Annotated in this window: 11 protein-coding genes, 4 tRNA genes and 1 pseudogene; 9 read left to right on the top strand and 7 right to left on the bottom strand. The window is 65.0% G+C overall.

All coding sequences use genetic code 11. From position 1 onward, the window contains the following. Positions 1–417: 417 nt before the first annotated feature. Genes ACODSM_RS22365 through ACODSM_RS22355 form a run of 3 tightly spaced genes read right to left on the bottom strand, consistent with a single transcriptional unit; the run spans position 418 to position 2,524 of the window. Positions 418–960 carry a TPM domain-containing protein gene (locus ACODSM_RS22365; protein WP_488806938.1) on the bottom strand — a complete coding sequence of 181 codons (543 nt, stop codon included), beginning with the start codon at positions 958–960 and terminating at the stop codon, positions 418–420. After that, complete coding sequence (locus ACODSM_RS22360; RefSeq protein ID WP_488806937.1) at positions 960–1,880, bottom strand: TPM domain-containing protein; 921 nt, start codon at positions 1,878–1,880, stop codon at positions 960–962. Before ACODSM_RS22360 ends, ACODSM_RS22365 begins: the two co-directional genes overlap by 1 nt. Before the next feature lie 32 nt (positions 1,881–1,912). After that, positions 1,913–2,524 (bottom strand): LemA family protein, encoded by a 612-nt coding sequence (locus ACODSM_RS22355; RefSeq protein ID WP_488806939.1) that lies wholly within the window; start codon positions 2,522–2,524, stop codon positions 1,913–1,915. A gap of 216 nt (positions 2,525–2,740) precedes the next feature. On the opposite strand from ACODSM_RS22355, the gene ACODSM_RS22350 reads away from it, so the two are divergent. The 3 genes from ACODSM_RS22350 to ACODSM_RS22340 all read left to right on the top strand — a co-directional run bounded on the left by ACODSM_RS22350 (position 2,741) and on the right by ACODSM_RS22340 (position 4,815). Beyond that, the gene (locus ACODSM_RS22350; RefSeq protein WP_060987091.1) at positions 2,741–3,193 is read left to right on the top strand and encodes a YybH family protein; all 453 of its coding nucleotides are present in this window, start codon (positions 2,741–2,743) and stop codon (positions 3,191–3,193) included. A 67-nt stretch (positions 3,194–3,260) separates the two neighbouring features. Then, positions 3,261–4,274 carry a YheT family hydrolase gene (locus tag ACODSM_RS22345; protein ID WP_488806936.1) on the top strand — a complete coding sequence of 338 codons (1,014 nt, stop codon included), beginning with the start codon at positions 3,261–3,263 and terminating at the stop codon, positions 4,272–4,274. Then, positions 4,267–4,815 carry a DUF2946 family protein gene (locus tag ACODSM_RS22340; protein ID WP_422848461.1) on the top strand — a complete coding sequence of 183 codons (549 nt, stop codon included), beginning with the start codon at positions 4,267–4,269 and terminating at the stop codon, positions 4,813–4,815. Before ACODSM_RS22345 ends, ACODSM_RS22340 begins: the two co-directional genes overlap by 8 nt. 151 nt (positions 4,816–4,966) lie before the next feature. Here the strand turns inward: ACODSM_RS22340 and ACODSM_RS22335 are convergent, their stop codons facing one another. From ACODSM_RS22335 to ACODSM_RS22320, 4 genes are all read right to left on the bottom strand, one after another. Further along, positions 4,967–5,827, bottom strand: a complete 861-nt coding sequence (locus ACODSM_RS22335) for a c-type cytochrome (RefSeq protein WP_015012225.1) — start codon at positions 5,825–5,827, stop codon at positions 4,967–4,969. 154 nt (positions 5,828–5,981) lie between these two features. Further along, the gene (locus ACODSM_RS22330) at positions 5,982–7,415 is read right to left on the bottom strand and encodes an efflux transporter outer membrane subunit (RefSeq protein WP_488806935.1); all 1,434 of its coding nucleotides are present in this window, start codon (positions 7,413–7,415) and stop codon (positions 5,982–5,984) included. Next, positions 7,408–10,563 (bottom strand): efflux RND transporter permease subunit, encoded by a 3,156-nt coding sequence (locus ACODSM_RS22325; protein WP_015012227.1) that lies wholly within the window; start codon positions 10,561–10,563, stop codon positions 7,408–7,410. The genes ACODSM_RS22330 and ACODSM_RS22325 overlap by 8 nt, the downstream gene beginning before the upstream one ends. 13 nt (positions 10,564–10,576) lie before the next feature. Next, complete coding sequence (locus tag ACODSM_RS22320; protein ID WP_488806934.1) at positions 10,577–11,872, bottom strand: efflux RND transporter periplasmic adaptor subunit; 1,296 nt, start codon at positions 11,870–11,872, stop codon at positions 10,577–10,579. 190 nt (positions 11,873–12,062) lie between these two features. Between ACODSM_RS22320 and ACODSM_RS22315 the strand changes: the two genes are divergently transcribed. The 6 genes and pseudogenes from ACODSM_RS22315 to ACODSM_RS22290 form a co-directional block, all read left to right on the top strand. After that, a complete protein-coding gene (locus tag ACODSM_RS22315) occupies positions 12,063–12,719 on the top strand; it encodes a TetR family transcriptional regulator (RefSeq protein ID WP_488806933.1) in 657 nt (218 codons plus the stop codon). 69 nt (positions 12,720–12,788) lie between these two features. Beyond that, positions 12,789–12,864, top strand: a tRNA-Arg gene (locus ACODSM_RS22310). A 102-nt stretch (positions 12,865–12,966) separates the two neighbouring features. Further along, positions 12,967–13,052 (top strand) — tRNA-Tyr (locus tag ACODSM_RS22305). 73 nt (positions 13,053–13,125) lie between these two features. Next, positions 13,126–13,199 (top strand) — tRNA-Gly (locus ACODSM_RS22300). A 60-nt stretch (positions 13,200–13,259) separates the two neighbouring features. Continuing rightward, positions 13,260–13,334: transfer RNA gene (locus tag ACODSM_RS22295), tRNA-Thr, on the top strand. Positions 13,335–13,408: 74 nt separating this feature from the next. Then, positions 13,409–13,487, top strand: a pseudogene (locus ACODSM_RS22290) (GTP-binding protein); the annotation flags it as partial.

The raw sequence follows: 13,487 nt of genomic DNA, 5'->3' as shown, positions 1-13,487 counted from the left end.
TTCGGCTCATCGATGGGATGAACTGTACGCCGGTGGGGTGCAGAGAAAAACCACCGAGTCGCGAACTAACTGTTCCAGTATTGGAAACAATGGAGGGAATGTATGAAAGCGCCCGAGGACTTAGGGTCCCACAAGGTGTCGGAACCGCTAGGCTTTCATGGAAAACCCGGGTGCAAATTCAGGACGACCGGCGCCTGGATAAGTTCAGCGTTCCGACCATACGGAGGCGGTGCAAGACCATAGAGTCGGTGCCCCGCAGGACATCCGACAAGAGGGCTACCGAGGTACGTGGGGCTGGGGGTTAGGAGGGCTGCGACCGCCAATGGCCTCGCCTGCAAGGAGCCCGGTCATCGTGGCCTTTGGTGTGTCGGCATGCGCCGCTCGTACGCTGTTGGGACAGACGCCCGCCAACCCGCGTCAGCGCACGATCGGTGCGTCTGGCAACTCGTTGGGGGAGGGGGAATCCGCCGCGCGTGGAAAGTGCTGAATCAGCAGGGCGCCCACAGCGCTCACCGCCCGCGACAGGCCTTCCTCGTAATGCCCTTGCCGAAATTGGGCTGACATCTGAGCCGCCATCTCCTGCCACACCTCAGGAGGGACCTGGCGTGCCAAGCCCCGGTCGGCAACGATCTCAAACGCGTGCTCGGGCATCAGCAGGTAGATCAGCACGCCGTTGTTGTGTTCGGTGTCCCACACGCGGTGCTTGCTGAAGAGCATCAATGCGCGTTCCCGCGTTCGGGCGTGGCGGCGCAGGTAGCTCCAGGGCAGGCCCGCCTCGGCCACGATGCGGATCTGCCCCGTGTGTTGCAACTCGCTGGCCGCCACCTGCGCGCCCAGGCGCTGCAGCGCGGGTGCCGGGATGGCGGAGCCGCCAAACGCGTCGTGCCAGCGATGGTGCACCAGCCGCCACAGGGCCCGCCACAGCGTGTGCGCAGGTCGTTCGCTGTTCTCAACACCCATCACCAGTCTCCCGATGCGCCGCCACCGCCAAAATCGCCCCCGCCGCCCGAACTGAAGCCGCCGCTGTCACTGCTGCTGCTGAACCCGCCCGAACTGCCGCCGCTCCAGCCCCCGGAGCCTCCGCCACCATGCCCCAGGCTGATGGGGCCGCTGCTGCCGCCAAACAGCCAGGTGTAGAGCAGTGCAATCACACCCGCACCCACCGACAGCAGCAGGCTGGAGGTGAACACAAACGCCAGGGCCCCCACGCCGCCGCCCACCGCCAGGCCGCCCAGCGCAGCCCCCAGCAGGCTGCGTGCCAACGGGCCGGCCACCATGACGCCAAAGAACAGGAAGATGGCGAAGTCCGTCCAGTCGAACAGGCCGTGACTGCTGCCTCCAGCGGTGGGGGAGGGTGTCTCGGCCGGGGCGGGAAGGGCTTCGCCAGCGATGCGCGCGCCGATCTGCGTGATCGCTGCACCGAGGCCTCCCGCAAAGTCGCCTTGCTGAAAGCGAGGCTTCATCGCGCCGTCAATGATGCGTGCTGCTGCGATGTCGGGGATGGCGCCTTCCAGCGATTTGGCGACCTCAATGCGCATCTTGCGGTCGTTCTTGGCGACCACCACCAGCACGCCGTCACCCACGTCGCGGCGCCCGATCTTCCACTGGTTGCCGACGCGGTTGGCATAGGCGGCGATATCTTCCGGTGCCGTGGTGGGCACCATCAGCACCACGACTTGCGAGCCGCGCGATTTTTCGAGCGCAACCAACTGGCCCTCCAGCGCCTGAATGTCACTGGCGCTGAGCGTGCCTGTCTGATCCATGACGTGGCCGGTCAGCGGCGGCACCGCCAGCGGCTGCGATTGGGCCCAGCCATAGACGGGCCATGAAGCTATCAAAAATATAGCTATCAGGGCATGTCGAATGGGCGCTAGCAGCATTTTTGGCTCACATCAGGCCATGCAAGGGGTGTTCAGGGCTTGGCCTTGGATGCGGAGAAGTCCACCGAGGGCGGCACGGCAATCTGGGCCTCGTTGGCCACGGTAAAGCTGGGCTTGGGGGCGTAGCTGAAGGCCATGGCTGTGAGGTTAGTGGGGAAGCTACGGGCCAGCACGTTGTACTCCTGCACCGTCTGGATGTAGCGGTTGCGGGCCACGGTGATGCGGTTTTCGGTGCCTTCCAGCGTCACCCGCAGGTCGCGAAAGCCCTGGTTGGCCTGCAGGGTGGGGTAGCGCTCGGACACGACCATCAGGCGCGACAAGGCGCTGGACAGCTCGCCCTGGGCCTGCTGGAACTTGCTGAAAGCCTCGGGGTTGTTCAGGGTTTCGGGCGTGACCTGGATGGCCGTGGCCTTGGCACGGGCCTCGACCACCTTGGTCAGCGTCTCCTGCTCAAAGTTGGCCTCGCCCTTGACGGTGGCAACAATGTTGGGCACCAGGTCGGCCCGGCGCTGGTACTGGTTGAGCACTTCGCTCCAGGCGGCCTTGGACTGCTCGTCCAGGCGCTGAAAGTCGTTGTAGCCGCAGCCGCTGAGTGTGAGTGTGGCAGCGAGCACGGTGAGGAGGGCAAGTAGACGTTGGATCATCATGATGGTGGAGTCCGCCGAGGGAGAAATGGGATGACTGTGCCAGAAACCTCGATGCGCAAGACAGCAAAATTTGGGGAGGACTTGTCGCCGTGGGAGCACCTCTAGAGCGCGTACAAAATCGGTACGCAGCAAGGCATTGCACCGCCGCCGCACAATAGCAGCCTCGCGTTGCACCTGTCACGCCATTCCAACCCACTTACCCTCTGAACCCACATGCCCCGCGCCCGATCAAAAGCAGCCACTCTGGGTGGCTCTTCGGATGAAACCGAATCCGCGTTCTATGAGGCGCTGCAGCGCGGTGACATCGATCTGCTGATGTCGTGCTGGGCGGACGACGACGAGATCGTCTGCGTGCATCCGGGGGGGCCGCGCCTGCTGGGGCCTGTGGCCATCCGTGCCGCGTTCGAGGCGATGTTCTCGCATGGCACCGTGCGTGCCCGGCCTGCGCAGGTGCACCGCGTGGTGGCACTGTCGAGCGCCGTGCACAGCGTGGTCGAGCAGGTCGAGGTGATGCTGCCCGACGGCCTGCACCAGGCCGTGGTCATGGCCACCAACGTGTACCACAAGACTCCCGAAGGCTGGCGCTTGGTGGCCCACCATGCCAGCCCGGGCGTGGCGCCCGATGCCCAGGTGGATGTGCTGGCGCAGCGCCCCGTTCTGCATTGAGAGGCCCCTGCGTGAGGATTTTGGGTCCAATTGGCCGTATGTGCCGACAACATATGCCCTGGCAGCTATGAAATACATAGCGCCCCGTTGGCTCCCCGGTGGCCAGTTGCAAACGATCTGGCCCGCGCTGTATGCGCGCCGGGTGTTCGGCCCGCGTCCCGAGTACCGCCGCGAGCGCTGGGACACCCCCGACGGAGATTTTGTCGATGTGGACTATCTGCAGGACGGAGTGGCGGCTGACGCTCCCCGGCCGCTGCTGGTGGTGTTCCACGGGTTGGAAGGCTCTTCGCGCAGCCATTACTGCGAAGCCTTTGCCGACCTGGCCCGTGAGCGCGGCTGGGCCTGCGCGCTGCCGCACTTCCGGGGGTGCAGTGGCGAGATCAACCGCGCCCCGCGCGCCTACCACTCGGGCGACCATGCCGAGATCGGCTGGATGCTGCAGCAACTGCGCGCGCGCCACCAGGGGCCGCTGATGGCGGTGGGGGTGTCACTGGGCGGCAATGCCCTGCTGCGCTGGGCCGCCGAAGTGGGCACTGACGCTGCGCGCAGCGCAGATGCGGTGGCAGCCGTGTGCTCGCCCATCGACCTTGCAGCGGGCGGCCATGCCATTGGGCGTGGCTTCAACCGGCTGGTGTACACCCGCATGTTCATGCGCACCCTGGTGCCCAAGGCACTGCAGAAGCTGGCCCAGCACCCGGGGCTGTTTGACCGGCAGGCGCTGCTGGCCGCGCGGGACCTGTACGCGTTCGACAACGTGTTTACAGCGCCGGTCCACGGGTTTCGCAACACCGAGGACTACTGGCTGCGCGCGTCGGCCAAGCCGCTGCTGCACCGAATCCGCATTCCGGCCCTGGTGGTGAACGCGCGCAACGACCCCTTTGTGCCCGCCGGCAGCTTGCCGGGCGTGCGCGAGGTAGGGCGCCATGTGACGCTCTGGCAGCCGGCGCACGGCGGCCATGTGGGGTTCCCGCGTGGGTTGCCACCCGGGCATGTGCGCGCCATGCCCGACGCCGTGGGAGGGTGGCTGGCCGAGCACAGTGGGGCGCTGACGCCGCACGGCGCACAATCCGCCCATGGATGACATCGTCAAACAGGCACTGGCCAAATGGCCCAACGTGCCCGACTGCTATGGCTGGCTGGGCCTGGATGCGCGCGGCCACTGGTATCTGCGCGACGACGCCGTGCAGGCGGCGGGCGCGTTTCCGCACAGCAAAGGCACGCTGCTGCAGCACGATAAGTTGCTGGCTTTCATCGCGCGCAATTACGAGCATGACGACCAGGGGCAGTGGTTCTTTCAGAACGGCCCCCAGCGCGTGTATGTGGAACTGGAGGCCACGCCCTGGGTCTGGCGCCTGCAGCCGCAGGACCTGAGCGTCGTCAGCCACACCGGTCGGGAGGCGTTGGTGCGCCGCTGCCTGCTGGACGAACTGGGCCGTGTGTACCTGGAGACAGACCTGGGCCTCGGGCTGGTCCACACGCTGGACGTGGCACTGGCTGCAGAGGCGGTGACCGATGGGCGCTGGACGCCCGAGGACGTGCAGGCGAAGGACCTGCCGGCGCGCTACGGGTATGTCTGCAGCCCGGGTGCCAGGTCGCAAGCCGGGGCGTCGCAGCCGAACTGAAGCTCCGCCCCCACCGCCCTTCGCCGGGAGCTGCAGGCACTGACTGCTGCCCATCGCTGCGCGAGATAGGCTCTAAAACGACAAAGCCGGTCGCAAGGACCGGCTTTGGGTTTGGGTTTCTACCCCGCCTGGGCGGGATAAAAGGGCTGCATTACTTGGCGGCGGCTGCCATGAACTCCACAGCGGCGCGCAGATCAGCGTCAGAGGCTTGTGTACCACCACGGGGAGGCATGGCGCCCTTGCCCTTGGCGACACTGGTGTACAGCGCATCGATGCCTGCGGGCAGGCGAGCGGCCCAAGCGGCCTTGTCACCAAACTTGGGAGCACCGGCCACACCGGCAGCGTGGCACACCTGGCACGCCTGCTTGTACAGAGCCTCGCCAGCGCCTGCTGCGGCGGCTGCAGGTGCGGCAGCTACCGCTACAGCGGGCGCAGCCGCTGCAGGGGCTGCGGCAGGTGCTGGTGCAGGAGCGGCCGCGGGGGCTGCGTCTGCCTGGGCGGCAGGGGCCGCAGCGGCGGGAGCAGCAGGTTCGGCAAACTTGGCGCCACCGGCGTTGGCCATGTAGGCCACGGCGCGTGCGATTTCGGTGTCGTTGAAGTCGCCGCCGCCTTGGGGGGCCATGGCGCCCTTGCCCTTCAGGGCGGACTGCACCAGGGCTTCAAACCCGGTGCCAATGCGCGCAGCCCAGGCAGCTGCGTCGCCAAACTTGGGGGCACCTGCAGCACCGGAGGCATGGCAGGCCGAGCACTGGGCCTTGAAGACTTCTTCGCCACTCTTGAGAGGGCGGTTGGCGTCGCGCACTTCGACCATGCCGATCTTCTGGATGCGTTCGGCGATGGCCTTTTCGGGGTTGACGGCACCGGCAGCGGGCTTGTCCGCCGACGTCACATACAGGACCAAGCCAATGATGGCAAAGATCGGAACTACAAACGAGAAAAGTACCGCGACCAGCAACTGCTTGGGGTTCTTGATCGGGCCGGTATGGGCTTCTTCGTGGTGGTTGTCGCTCATGTCGTCCTCAGGTGTATCGGGGGCTTCGGTGTAATCAACCTTAAATTATATCTGCGGGGATGGTTATTCCGATCCCCGCTTGATGCAGACAACCACGGGTTTGCCCCAGCGCGCGCAGCGCCCCAGGGGGCTGCGCGCGCTTCAGCCCTGGGCTTCAGGAGGGGGCCTGGGCGCTGGTGTCGGGTGCTCCGCCCCCCAGTGCCTTGTACAGCGACACTTGGTTTTGCAGTTGCGCCAGCCGGACCTGCACCACGGCCTGCTGGGCCGTGAACAGCGAGCGTTGTGCGTCCAGCAGGTCCAGATAGCTGGCCACGCCGTTGCGGTATCGCAGGTCGGCCAGTTGCAGGCGCGCGGCTTCTGCCTGAGCCTGCTGTTGCTGGGCCTGGGCCTGTTCGCCCAGGGTGGCTTGCCCGGCCAGCGCGTCCGAGACTTCGCGGAACGCGGTCTGGATGGCTTTTTCGTACTGCGCCACGGCAATCTCTCGACCGACCCGGGCGCTGTCCAGATTGGCCTGGTTGCGGCCCGCGTCAAAAATGGGCAACAGCAGCGATGGCGCGATGGTGAAGCCCCAGGAGCCGTTCTTGAACAGGCCGGACAGCTCGCCGCTGGCGGTGCCTGCCTGCGCTGTCAGGGAGATGCGCGGGAAAAACGCCGCCCGCGCTGCGCCGATGTTGGCGTTGGCTCCGATAAGCTGCTGCTCCGCCTGGCGGATGTCCGGCCGGCGGGTGAGCAGCTCTGACGGCACGCCAGCAGGCAGCGGTGCCATCGCAGGCGCGTCGGCCAGCTTGCCACCCGCCAGACTGGCGCGCACGTCCTGAGGCAGTGCTTGGCCTAGCAGCAGGACCAGCGCGTTTTCGTCGAGCGCGCGCTGGCGCTGTTGCTGTGCCAGCGTGGCGCGGGCCGCCTGGGTGAGCGACTCTGCCTGGCGGAAGTCGAGCTCGGAGGCCACGCCCGCGTCCAGGCGCATCTTGGTCAGGCGCACCGACTCCTCGCGTGAGGCAAGGGTCTGGCGTGACAGGTCTAGCAGTTCCTCGTCGGCCAGCAGCGTCAGCCAGCCATTGGCCACCGCCGCCACCAGGCTCACCTGGGCGGCGTTGCGGCCTTCTTCGGTGGCGAGATATTGGGCGAGCGCCTGTTCCTTGAGGCTGGCAATGCGGCCAAAGAAGTCGATCTCCCAGGCGGATACGGCCAGGCCTACGCTGAACGAGTTGGTCAGGTTGCCGGTGCCCGCAGCGGGCGCCCGGCTGGCATTGGCCGCCAGGCCCACGCCCGGGTACAGGTCGGCGCGGCGCACCTGGTAGGTGGCCCGAGCCTGCTCGATGTTGAGCATGGCCACCCGCAGGTCGCGGTTGTTGGCGAGCGCAATGCCGATGAGCTGCTGCAGGCGTGGCTCTGCAAAGTAGTTCTGCCAGGGCACGGTTGCGCCCGGCTGAACCGCTGCGCCGTCCGTCGTTGCTGCAGCGCCGGCGTAATTGGTAGGGACGGGAGGCTGAGGACGCTCGTATGTCGGAATGAACGAGCAGCCCGCCAGCAGCGCCGCCGCTGCGGCCGCTGCCAGCGCCAGGGGAGTACGGCGGTGATTAGTCATGGGTTCCAACTCCTGCTTCTTCTGCATGGCGGCGGTTCATTTCCTGCTGGCGTGCGCTGCCCTTGAACAGGCTGCGCACCACCACAAAGAACACCGGCACAAAGAACACGGCCAGGGCGGTGCCGGTGACCATGCCACCCAGCACGCCAGTGCCGATGGCCCGCTGGCTGGCAGAGCCTGCGCCCGACGCAACCACCAGTGGCAGAACACCCAAGCCGAACGCCATCGAGGTCATCACGATAGGACGGAACCGCAGGTGCGCGGCAGCCAGCGCCGACTCGATCACGCCCTTGCCTTGGGCCTGCAGGTCCTTGGCGAACTCGATGATCAGGATGGCGTTTTTCGCCGACAGGCCAATGATGGTGATCAGGCCCACCTGGAAGTACACGTCATTGGCATAGCCGCGCAGCAACGTGGCCAGCAGCACGCCCAGCACGCCCAGGGGCACCACCAGGATCACGGCCAGCGGGATCGACCAGCTCTCGTACAGCGCGGCCAGGCATAGGAACACCGCCAGGATGGCAAAGCTATACAGGATGAGCGACTGCGACCCTGCCAGCTTTTCTTCGCGCGATTGGCCGGTCCATTCAAAGCCAAAGCCTTGGGGCAGTTGGCCTGCCAGCTTCTCCATCTCGGCCATCGCCGCCCCCGTGCTGTAGCCCGGGGCGGGCGAGCCGGAGATGCGCATGGCCGGGTAGCCGTTGTAGCGCACGGTTTGCTGCGCGCCGGTCACCCAGCGCGTCGTCGCGAACGCCGACAGCGGTACCGGTTTGCCCTGGCTGTTGGTGGCATTGATCTGCAGCAGATCGTCAGGCTGCATGCGTGCGGGCGCATCGGCTTGCACCACCACCCGCTGCAGGCGGCCCTGGTTGGGGAAGTCGTTCACATAGCTGGAACCCAGCGCTGTGGAGAGCGCAGAGTTGATGGCGTCGAAGGGCACGCCCAGCGCGTTGGCCTTGTCACGGTCAATGTCGATTTGCAGCTGAGGCGCATCTTCCAGACCATCAGGGCGCAACTGCGTCAGCACCTTGCTCTGCGAGGCCATGCCCAGCAACTGGTTGCGGGCTTTCACCAGGGCTTCGTGTCCTGCGCCGCCCCGGTCTTGCAGGCGGAACGTGAAGCCGCTGGCGTTGCCCAGCTCGGGAATGGGTGGCGGGCTCAGCGGGAAGATGAACGCATCGCGAATGCCCATCAGCGCACCGAAGGCCCGGTTGGCCACGTCCTGCGCCGACTGGCCTGGGCCGTGGCGTTCGCTCCAGTCCTTGAGGGTCACAAACGCGAGGGCCGCGTTCTGCCCCTGGCCGGAGAAGCTGAAGCCCAGCACGCCCACCATGCTCTGCACTTCGGGCTGCTTCAGGATGAAGCCTTCGACCTGCTCCATCACGGCCAGCGTCCGCTCTTGCGTGGCGCCGGGTGGCAGCTGCACGTTGACGATGATGTTGCCCTGGTCCTCGCTGGGCAGGAACGATGTGGGCAGGCGCATGTAGACCACCGCCACGGCGCCAATGATGGCGGCGTAGATCACGAGGTAACGCGCAGCGCGACGGAGGATGCGCGCCACAAAACCCTCATAGCCCTTGGCGGTGCGCGAAAAGCCGCGATTGAACCAGCCAAAGAAGCCGGTCTTCTCGTGGTGGTGCCCGGCCTCTACGGGCTTGAGCAGGGTGGCGCACAGCGCTGGCGTGAGCGATAGTGCCATGAAGGCCGAGAAGCCGATGGAGGCCACCATCACCGCCGAGAACTGGCGGTAGATGTTGCCGGTGGAGCCTGCAAAAAAGGCCAGCGGCACGAACACCGAGATCAGCACCACCGTCACGCCGATGATGGCGCCCGAGATCTGGCGCATGGCCTTGCGCGTGGCTTCCAGTGGAGACAGGCCTTCTTCGCTCATGATGCGCTCGACGTTCTCCACCACCACGATGGCATCGTCCACCACGATACCGATCACCAGCACCATGCCGAACATCGTCAGCACGTTGATCGAGAAGCCCAGCGCGAGCAGCGTGGCAAACGTGCCCAGCAGCGCAATCGGCACCACGATGGTCGGGATGATGGTGTAGCGCCAGTTCTGCAGGAACAGGAACATCACCAGGAACACCAGCACCACAGCCTCGACCAGGGTCTCGGCCACCTGCTTGATGGAGATGTCCACGAAGCGCGAGCTGTCATACGGAATGCTCCAGCTCATGCCTTCGGGGAAGTAGCGCGACAGCTCGTCCATCTTGGCGCGCACATCCTTGGCTGCCTCCAGCGCATTGCCGCTGGGCGACAGCTGAACGCCGATGCCCACGGCGGGCTTGCCGTTCAGGCGCGCAGCGGTGGCGTAGGCCTGGCCGCCCAGTTCCACACGCGCCACATCCTTGATGCGCACGGTGGAACCATCGGTGTTCGCACGCAGCACGATGTTGCCGAACTGCTCGACGCTGGACAGCTGCCCGTTGACCACCACAGTGGCGGCAATGCCCTGGCCCGCAACATTGGGCAGGTCGCCAATGGTGCCGCTGGCCACCTGCGCGTTCTGGGCGCGGATGGCAGCGGTGATCTCGGCGGCTGACAGGTTGTAGCTCAGCATCTTGGCCGGGTCGATCCAGATGCGCATCGCCCGCTCGGTGCCGAACAGTTGCGCCTGACCAATGCCCTTGAGGCGTTGCAGTTCGGGCACCACGTTGCGCGAGGCATAGTCGCCCAGGGCCACGGTGTCTGTGGCCGGGTTGGTGGACGACAGCATGGTGAACAGCAGGAAGTTGGAGCGCGATTTGTCCACGCGTACGCCCTGCTGCGTCACGGCAGACGGCAGACGCGGCGAGGCGCGCGAGAGCCGGTTCTGCACGTCCACCTGTGCCAGGTCGGCATTGGTGCCAGGCTGGAAGCTCAGCGTGATGCTGCCGGAACCATCGGCTTGCGCCACCGACTCCATGTAGATCAGCCCTGGGGATCCGTTCATCTCGCGCTCGATCACCGACAGCACGCTGTCTTCGAGGGTCTGCGCTGACGCGCCGGGGTAGGCCGCGTTGATGACGATGGACGGTGGTGCCACCGGCGGGTACTGAGCAATGGGTAGCTGCGTGATGGCCACGCCGCCCATCACCATGATGAACAGCGCAATCACCCACGCAAAGATGGGGCGGTCAATGAAAAATTTGGCCATGCTGGATTGCCCCTTATGGCTTGGATGCGGCCGAAGCCGGTGCGGCCGGTGCCTCTGCGGAGGTGGGGGCGGAGGCTGTCGCTGCTGCCGGCGCAGGCGTGCCTGGCGCTTGCCATGGAACGGGCTTGACCGGGGTTCCCGGAGGCAGCATCTGCAGCTTCTGGAAGCCGTCCACCATCACTTTTTCTCCCGCCTTCAGCCCGTCCAGCACCACCCAGCGGTTGTTCTGCGCGGCACTGATCTTGACGGTGCGTTGGGACACCTTGCCGTCCTCGCCCACCACGCTGACCGTGTCGCCCTGCTGGGTCCGCGTGACAGCCTGCTGGGGCAGGGTGATGGCGTTGCTGGCCTGCGCCTGTTCAATCCGCACGCGCAGGTACAGGCCGGGCAGCAGTTCGCCCTTGGGGTTGGGCACTTCGGCGCGCAGGGTGACCTGGCCGGTGGTGGAGTCCACCGACAAATCTGTGAACAGCAGCTTGCCGGCTTGCGCGTATTCAGAGCCATCGCTGAGCACCAGCTTGACGCTGGCCCCCTGTCCGCCGCCCGCGCGCTTGAATTGCCCGCTTTCCATGGCACGGCGCAGCTGGAACACGTCTGCGGCCGATTGGGTGAAATTGACGTACACCGGGTCGATCTGCTGCACCACGGCCAAGGCGGTCGCTTCGCCCTGGCCCACCAGGGCGCCTTCCGTGACCAGCGCTCGGCCAATGCGGCCGGAGATGGGGGCGGTCACGCTGGCATAGCCGAGGTTGATGTCGGCGGTGCGCACTGCGGCCTTGGCGGCCGCCACATCGGCCTGGGCTTGTTTTTCGGCCGCTTCGGCGTTCACGAAGTCCTGTTTGCTGATGGCATTGGCGGCGACCAGCGGGCGATAGCGTTCTGCCTGTGCGCTGGCCTGCGCCAGATTGGCCTGTGCCTTCGCGAGGCTGGCGCGCGCACTTTCTGCCGCTGCTGCGTAGGGGGCGGGATCAATGCGGAAGAGCACTTGTCCCGCCTTGACGTCGCTGCCCTCCTTGAACACCCGCTGCTGGAGGATGCCTGCGGCCCGGGCGCGCACCTGGGCCACGCGCGATGCTTCCACGCGGCCAGGCAGCTCGGTGATCAGTCCTACGTCGCCCGGGGTGGCGGTGACCACCCCCACCTCGACAGGCGGAGGCTTGGGGCCACCCGCACCGGCGGACTGTCCATCGGCCTTGCCGCAGGCGGATACCAGTAGTACCGCTGCGCTGATGGCGGCCAGCGAAAGCACTCGTCGGGTGGTGGCGGCACGCAGTTGCGGGGTGCCGGATGCGTCATGCAGTTGGGGCATGGGAGTCCTTTGGATGTGCGTCAGAAAAGGGAGGGAGCCACAAGGCCAGGCCGGGCTCAGGGCGCTGCGCGCGAAGTCCCGCCAGTTTGATCGGAAATTATACATACAGACATGAATGTATAATTGTTGACTGCGACAGATGCCCCTCCGCAGCTGTAGGGGTTTTGGAGACTCAACAAGGTGTTTGACTATGGCGCGCCGGACAAAAGAAGATGCAATCGCCACCCGCAACGGGTTGATTGATGCGGCTGAATTGGTGTTTCGGGAGAAGGGGGTGTCCCGGGCGTCGCTGAGTGATATTGCACAGGCTGCGGGGGCTACCCGTGGTGCGATCTACTGGCATTTCAAGGACAAGGTAGATCTGTTCGGCGCCATGATGGATCGGGTCACGCTGCCGCTGGAACAGGGCTTTGCCAGCTTTGAAGACAGTGCTGGTGCTGATCCGGTGCAGCGGCTGCGGGCGGTAATGGCGCTGGTATTTCGCAGTGTGGCCTCGGACGAGCACACCCGCCGGGTTTTCGAAATTGCTTTGTACAAGGTGGAGTACGTGAGCGAGCTGATGGGCTTGCGTGAGCGCCATGTGGCGGCCTCTGAGGGGTTTACCCAGCAGCTGGCGCGTGACTTTGCGTTGGCGGCGGAGTCGCAAGGGGTGGTGCTGTCGATGTCAGCCATGGAGGCGGCCATCAGCCTGCACGCTCTTTTTGATGGATTGATTCGCAACTGGATCCTCAATGAGGGTGGCTTCGATCTCGTTCGCGTGGGTGGTACGAGCTCGGATGCATTTCTGCAAGGGGTGGGCTTGTCGCTGGACGGGTCTAAGGAGTCCATGCGCCCCTGTCGTGATTGAGTGCTGGGGCTTTGTTTGGTTGGAAGCCCGTCGCGTGCAATAATCAAAGGCTACGTAAGTCAGAGGTGTGCGGCTGTAGCTCAGTGGATAGAGTATTGGCCTCCGAAGCCAAGGGTCGTGGGTTCGATCCCCGCCAGCCGCGCCAACGAACGATGCAGCAGCAAGCATTGCCAGTGTTTGTGATGGGTGCCAAGTGCGTTTATTTTTTAAGCGCGCAAAAAATTGGTGCTATAATTCGAAATTCTCCGGAGGGGTGCCCGAGTGGCTAAAGGGGGCAGACTGTAAATCTGTTGGCTTACGCCTACACTGGTTCGAATCCAGTCCCCTCCACCAGTGAGTGAGCAGTGTTGAGAGTTTCGTTTGGCTGTGCAAGATGAGGCCAAGTTCGCAAAGACCGGTGGTCTGCGCGGGAGTAGTTCAATGGTAGAACCCTAGCCTTCCAAGCTAATGACGCGGGTTCGATTCCCGTCTCCCGCTCCATTGTTCATTGCGTTGGTTTGTTGAGTAGAAATTTTTGGTGCTGTGCAAGCGGTATCAATTGCCCATGTGGCTCAGTGGTAGAGCACTCCCTTGGTAAGGGAGAGGTCGCGGGTCCGATTCCCGCCATGGGCACCACTTTCTGGTGCGTCCGGTTCTGGTTGCGCCGAGATCCTGTTGTGTAGATATAGATTTTTTTCGGAGTCGGAAAAATGGCAAAAGGAAAATTCGAGCGGACCAAGCCCCACGTGAACGTGGGCACGATCGGTCACGTGGACCATGGCAAGACGA

The organism is Acidovorax sp. FG42 (genome assembly GCF_057809195.1).
Note: the sequence above shows the minus strand (reverse complement) of the source record. Positions and strands in the feature narration are given on the sequence as shown.

Coding starts and splice junctions, on each gene's coding strand:
- ACODSM_RS22365 (WP_488806938.1), bottom strand. CDS start 960: ATGGGTGTTGAGAACAGCGAACGACCTGCGCACACGCTGTGGCGGGCC.
- ACODSM_RS22360 (WP_488806937.1), bottom strand. CDS start 1,880: ATGCTGCTAGCGCCCATTCGACATGCCCTGATAGCTATATTTTTGATA.
- ACODSM_RS22355 (WP_488806939.1), bottom strand. CDS start 2,524: ATGATCCAACGTCTACTTGCCCTCCTCACCGTGCTCGCTGCCACACTC.
- ACODSM_RS22350 (WP_060987091.1), top strand. CDS start 2,741: ATGCCCCGCGCCCGATCAAAAGCAGCCACTCTGGGTGGCTCTTCGGAT.
- ACODSM_RS22345 (WP_488806936.1), top strand. CDS start 3,261: ATGAAATACATAGCGCCCCGTTGGCTCCCCGGTGGCCAGTTGCAAACG.
- ACODSM_RS22340 (WP_422848461.1), top strand. CDS start 4,267: ATGGATGACATCGTCAAACAGGCACTGGCCAAATGGCCCAACGTGCCC.
- ACODSM_RS22335 (WP_015012225.1), bottom strand. CDS start 5,827: ATGAGCGACAACCACCACGAAGAAGCCCATACCGGCCCGATCAAGAAC.
- ACODSM_RS22330 (WP_488806935.1), bottom strand. CDS start 7,415: ATGACTAATCACCGCCGTACTCCCCTGGCGCTGGCAGCGGCCGCAGCG.
- ACODSM_RS22325 (WP_015012227.1), bottom strand. CDS start 10,563: ATGGCCAAATTTTTCATTGACCGCCCCATCTTTGCGTGGGTGATTGCG.
- ACODSM_RS22320 (WP_488806934.1), bottom strand. CDS start 11,872: ATGCCCCAACTGCATGACGCATCCGGCACCCCGCAACTGCGTGCCGCC.
- ACODSM_RS22315 (WP_488806933.1), top strand. CDS start 12,063: ATGGCGCGCCGGACAAAAGAAGATGCAATCGCCACCCGCAACGGGTTG.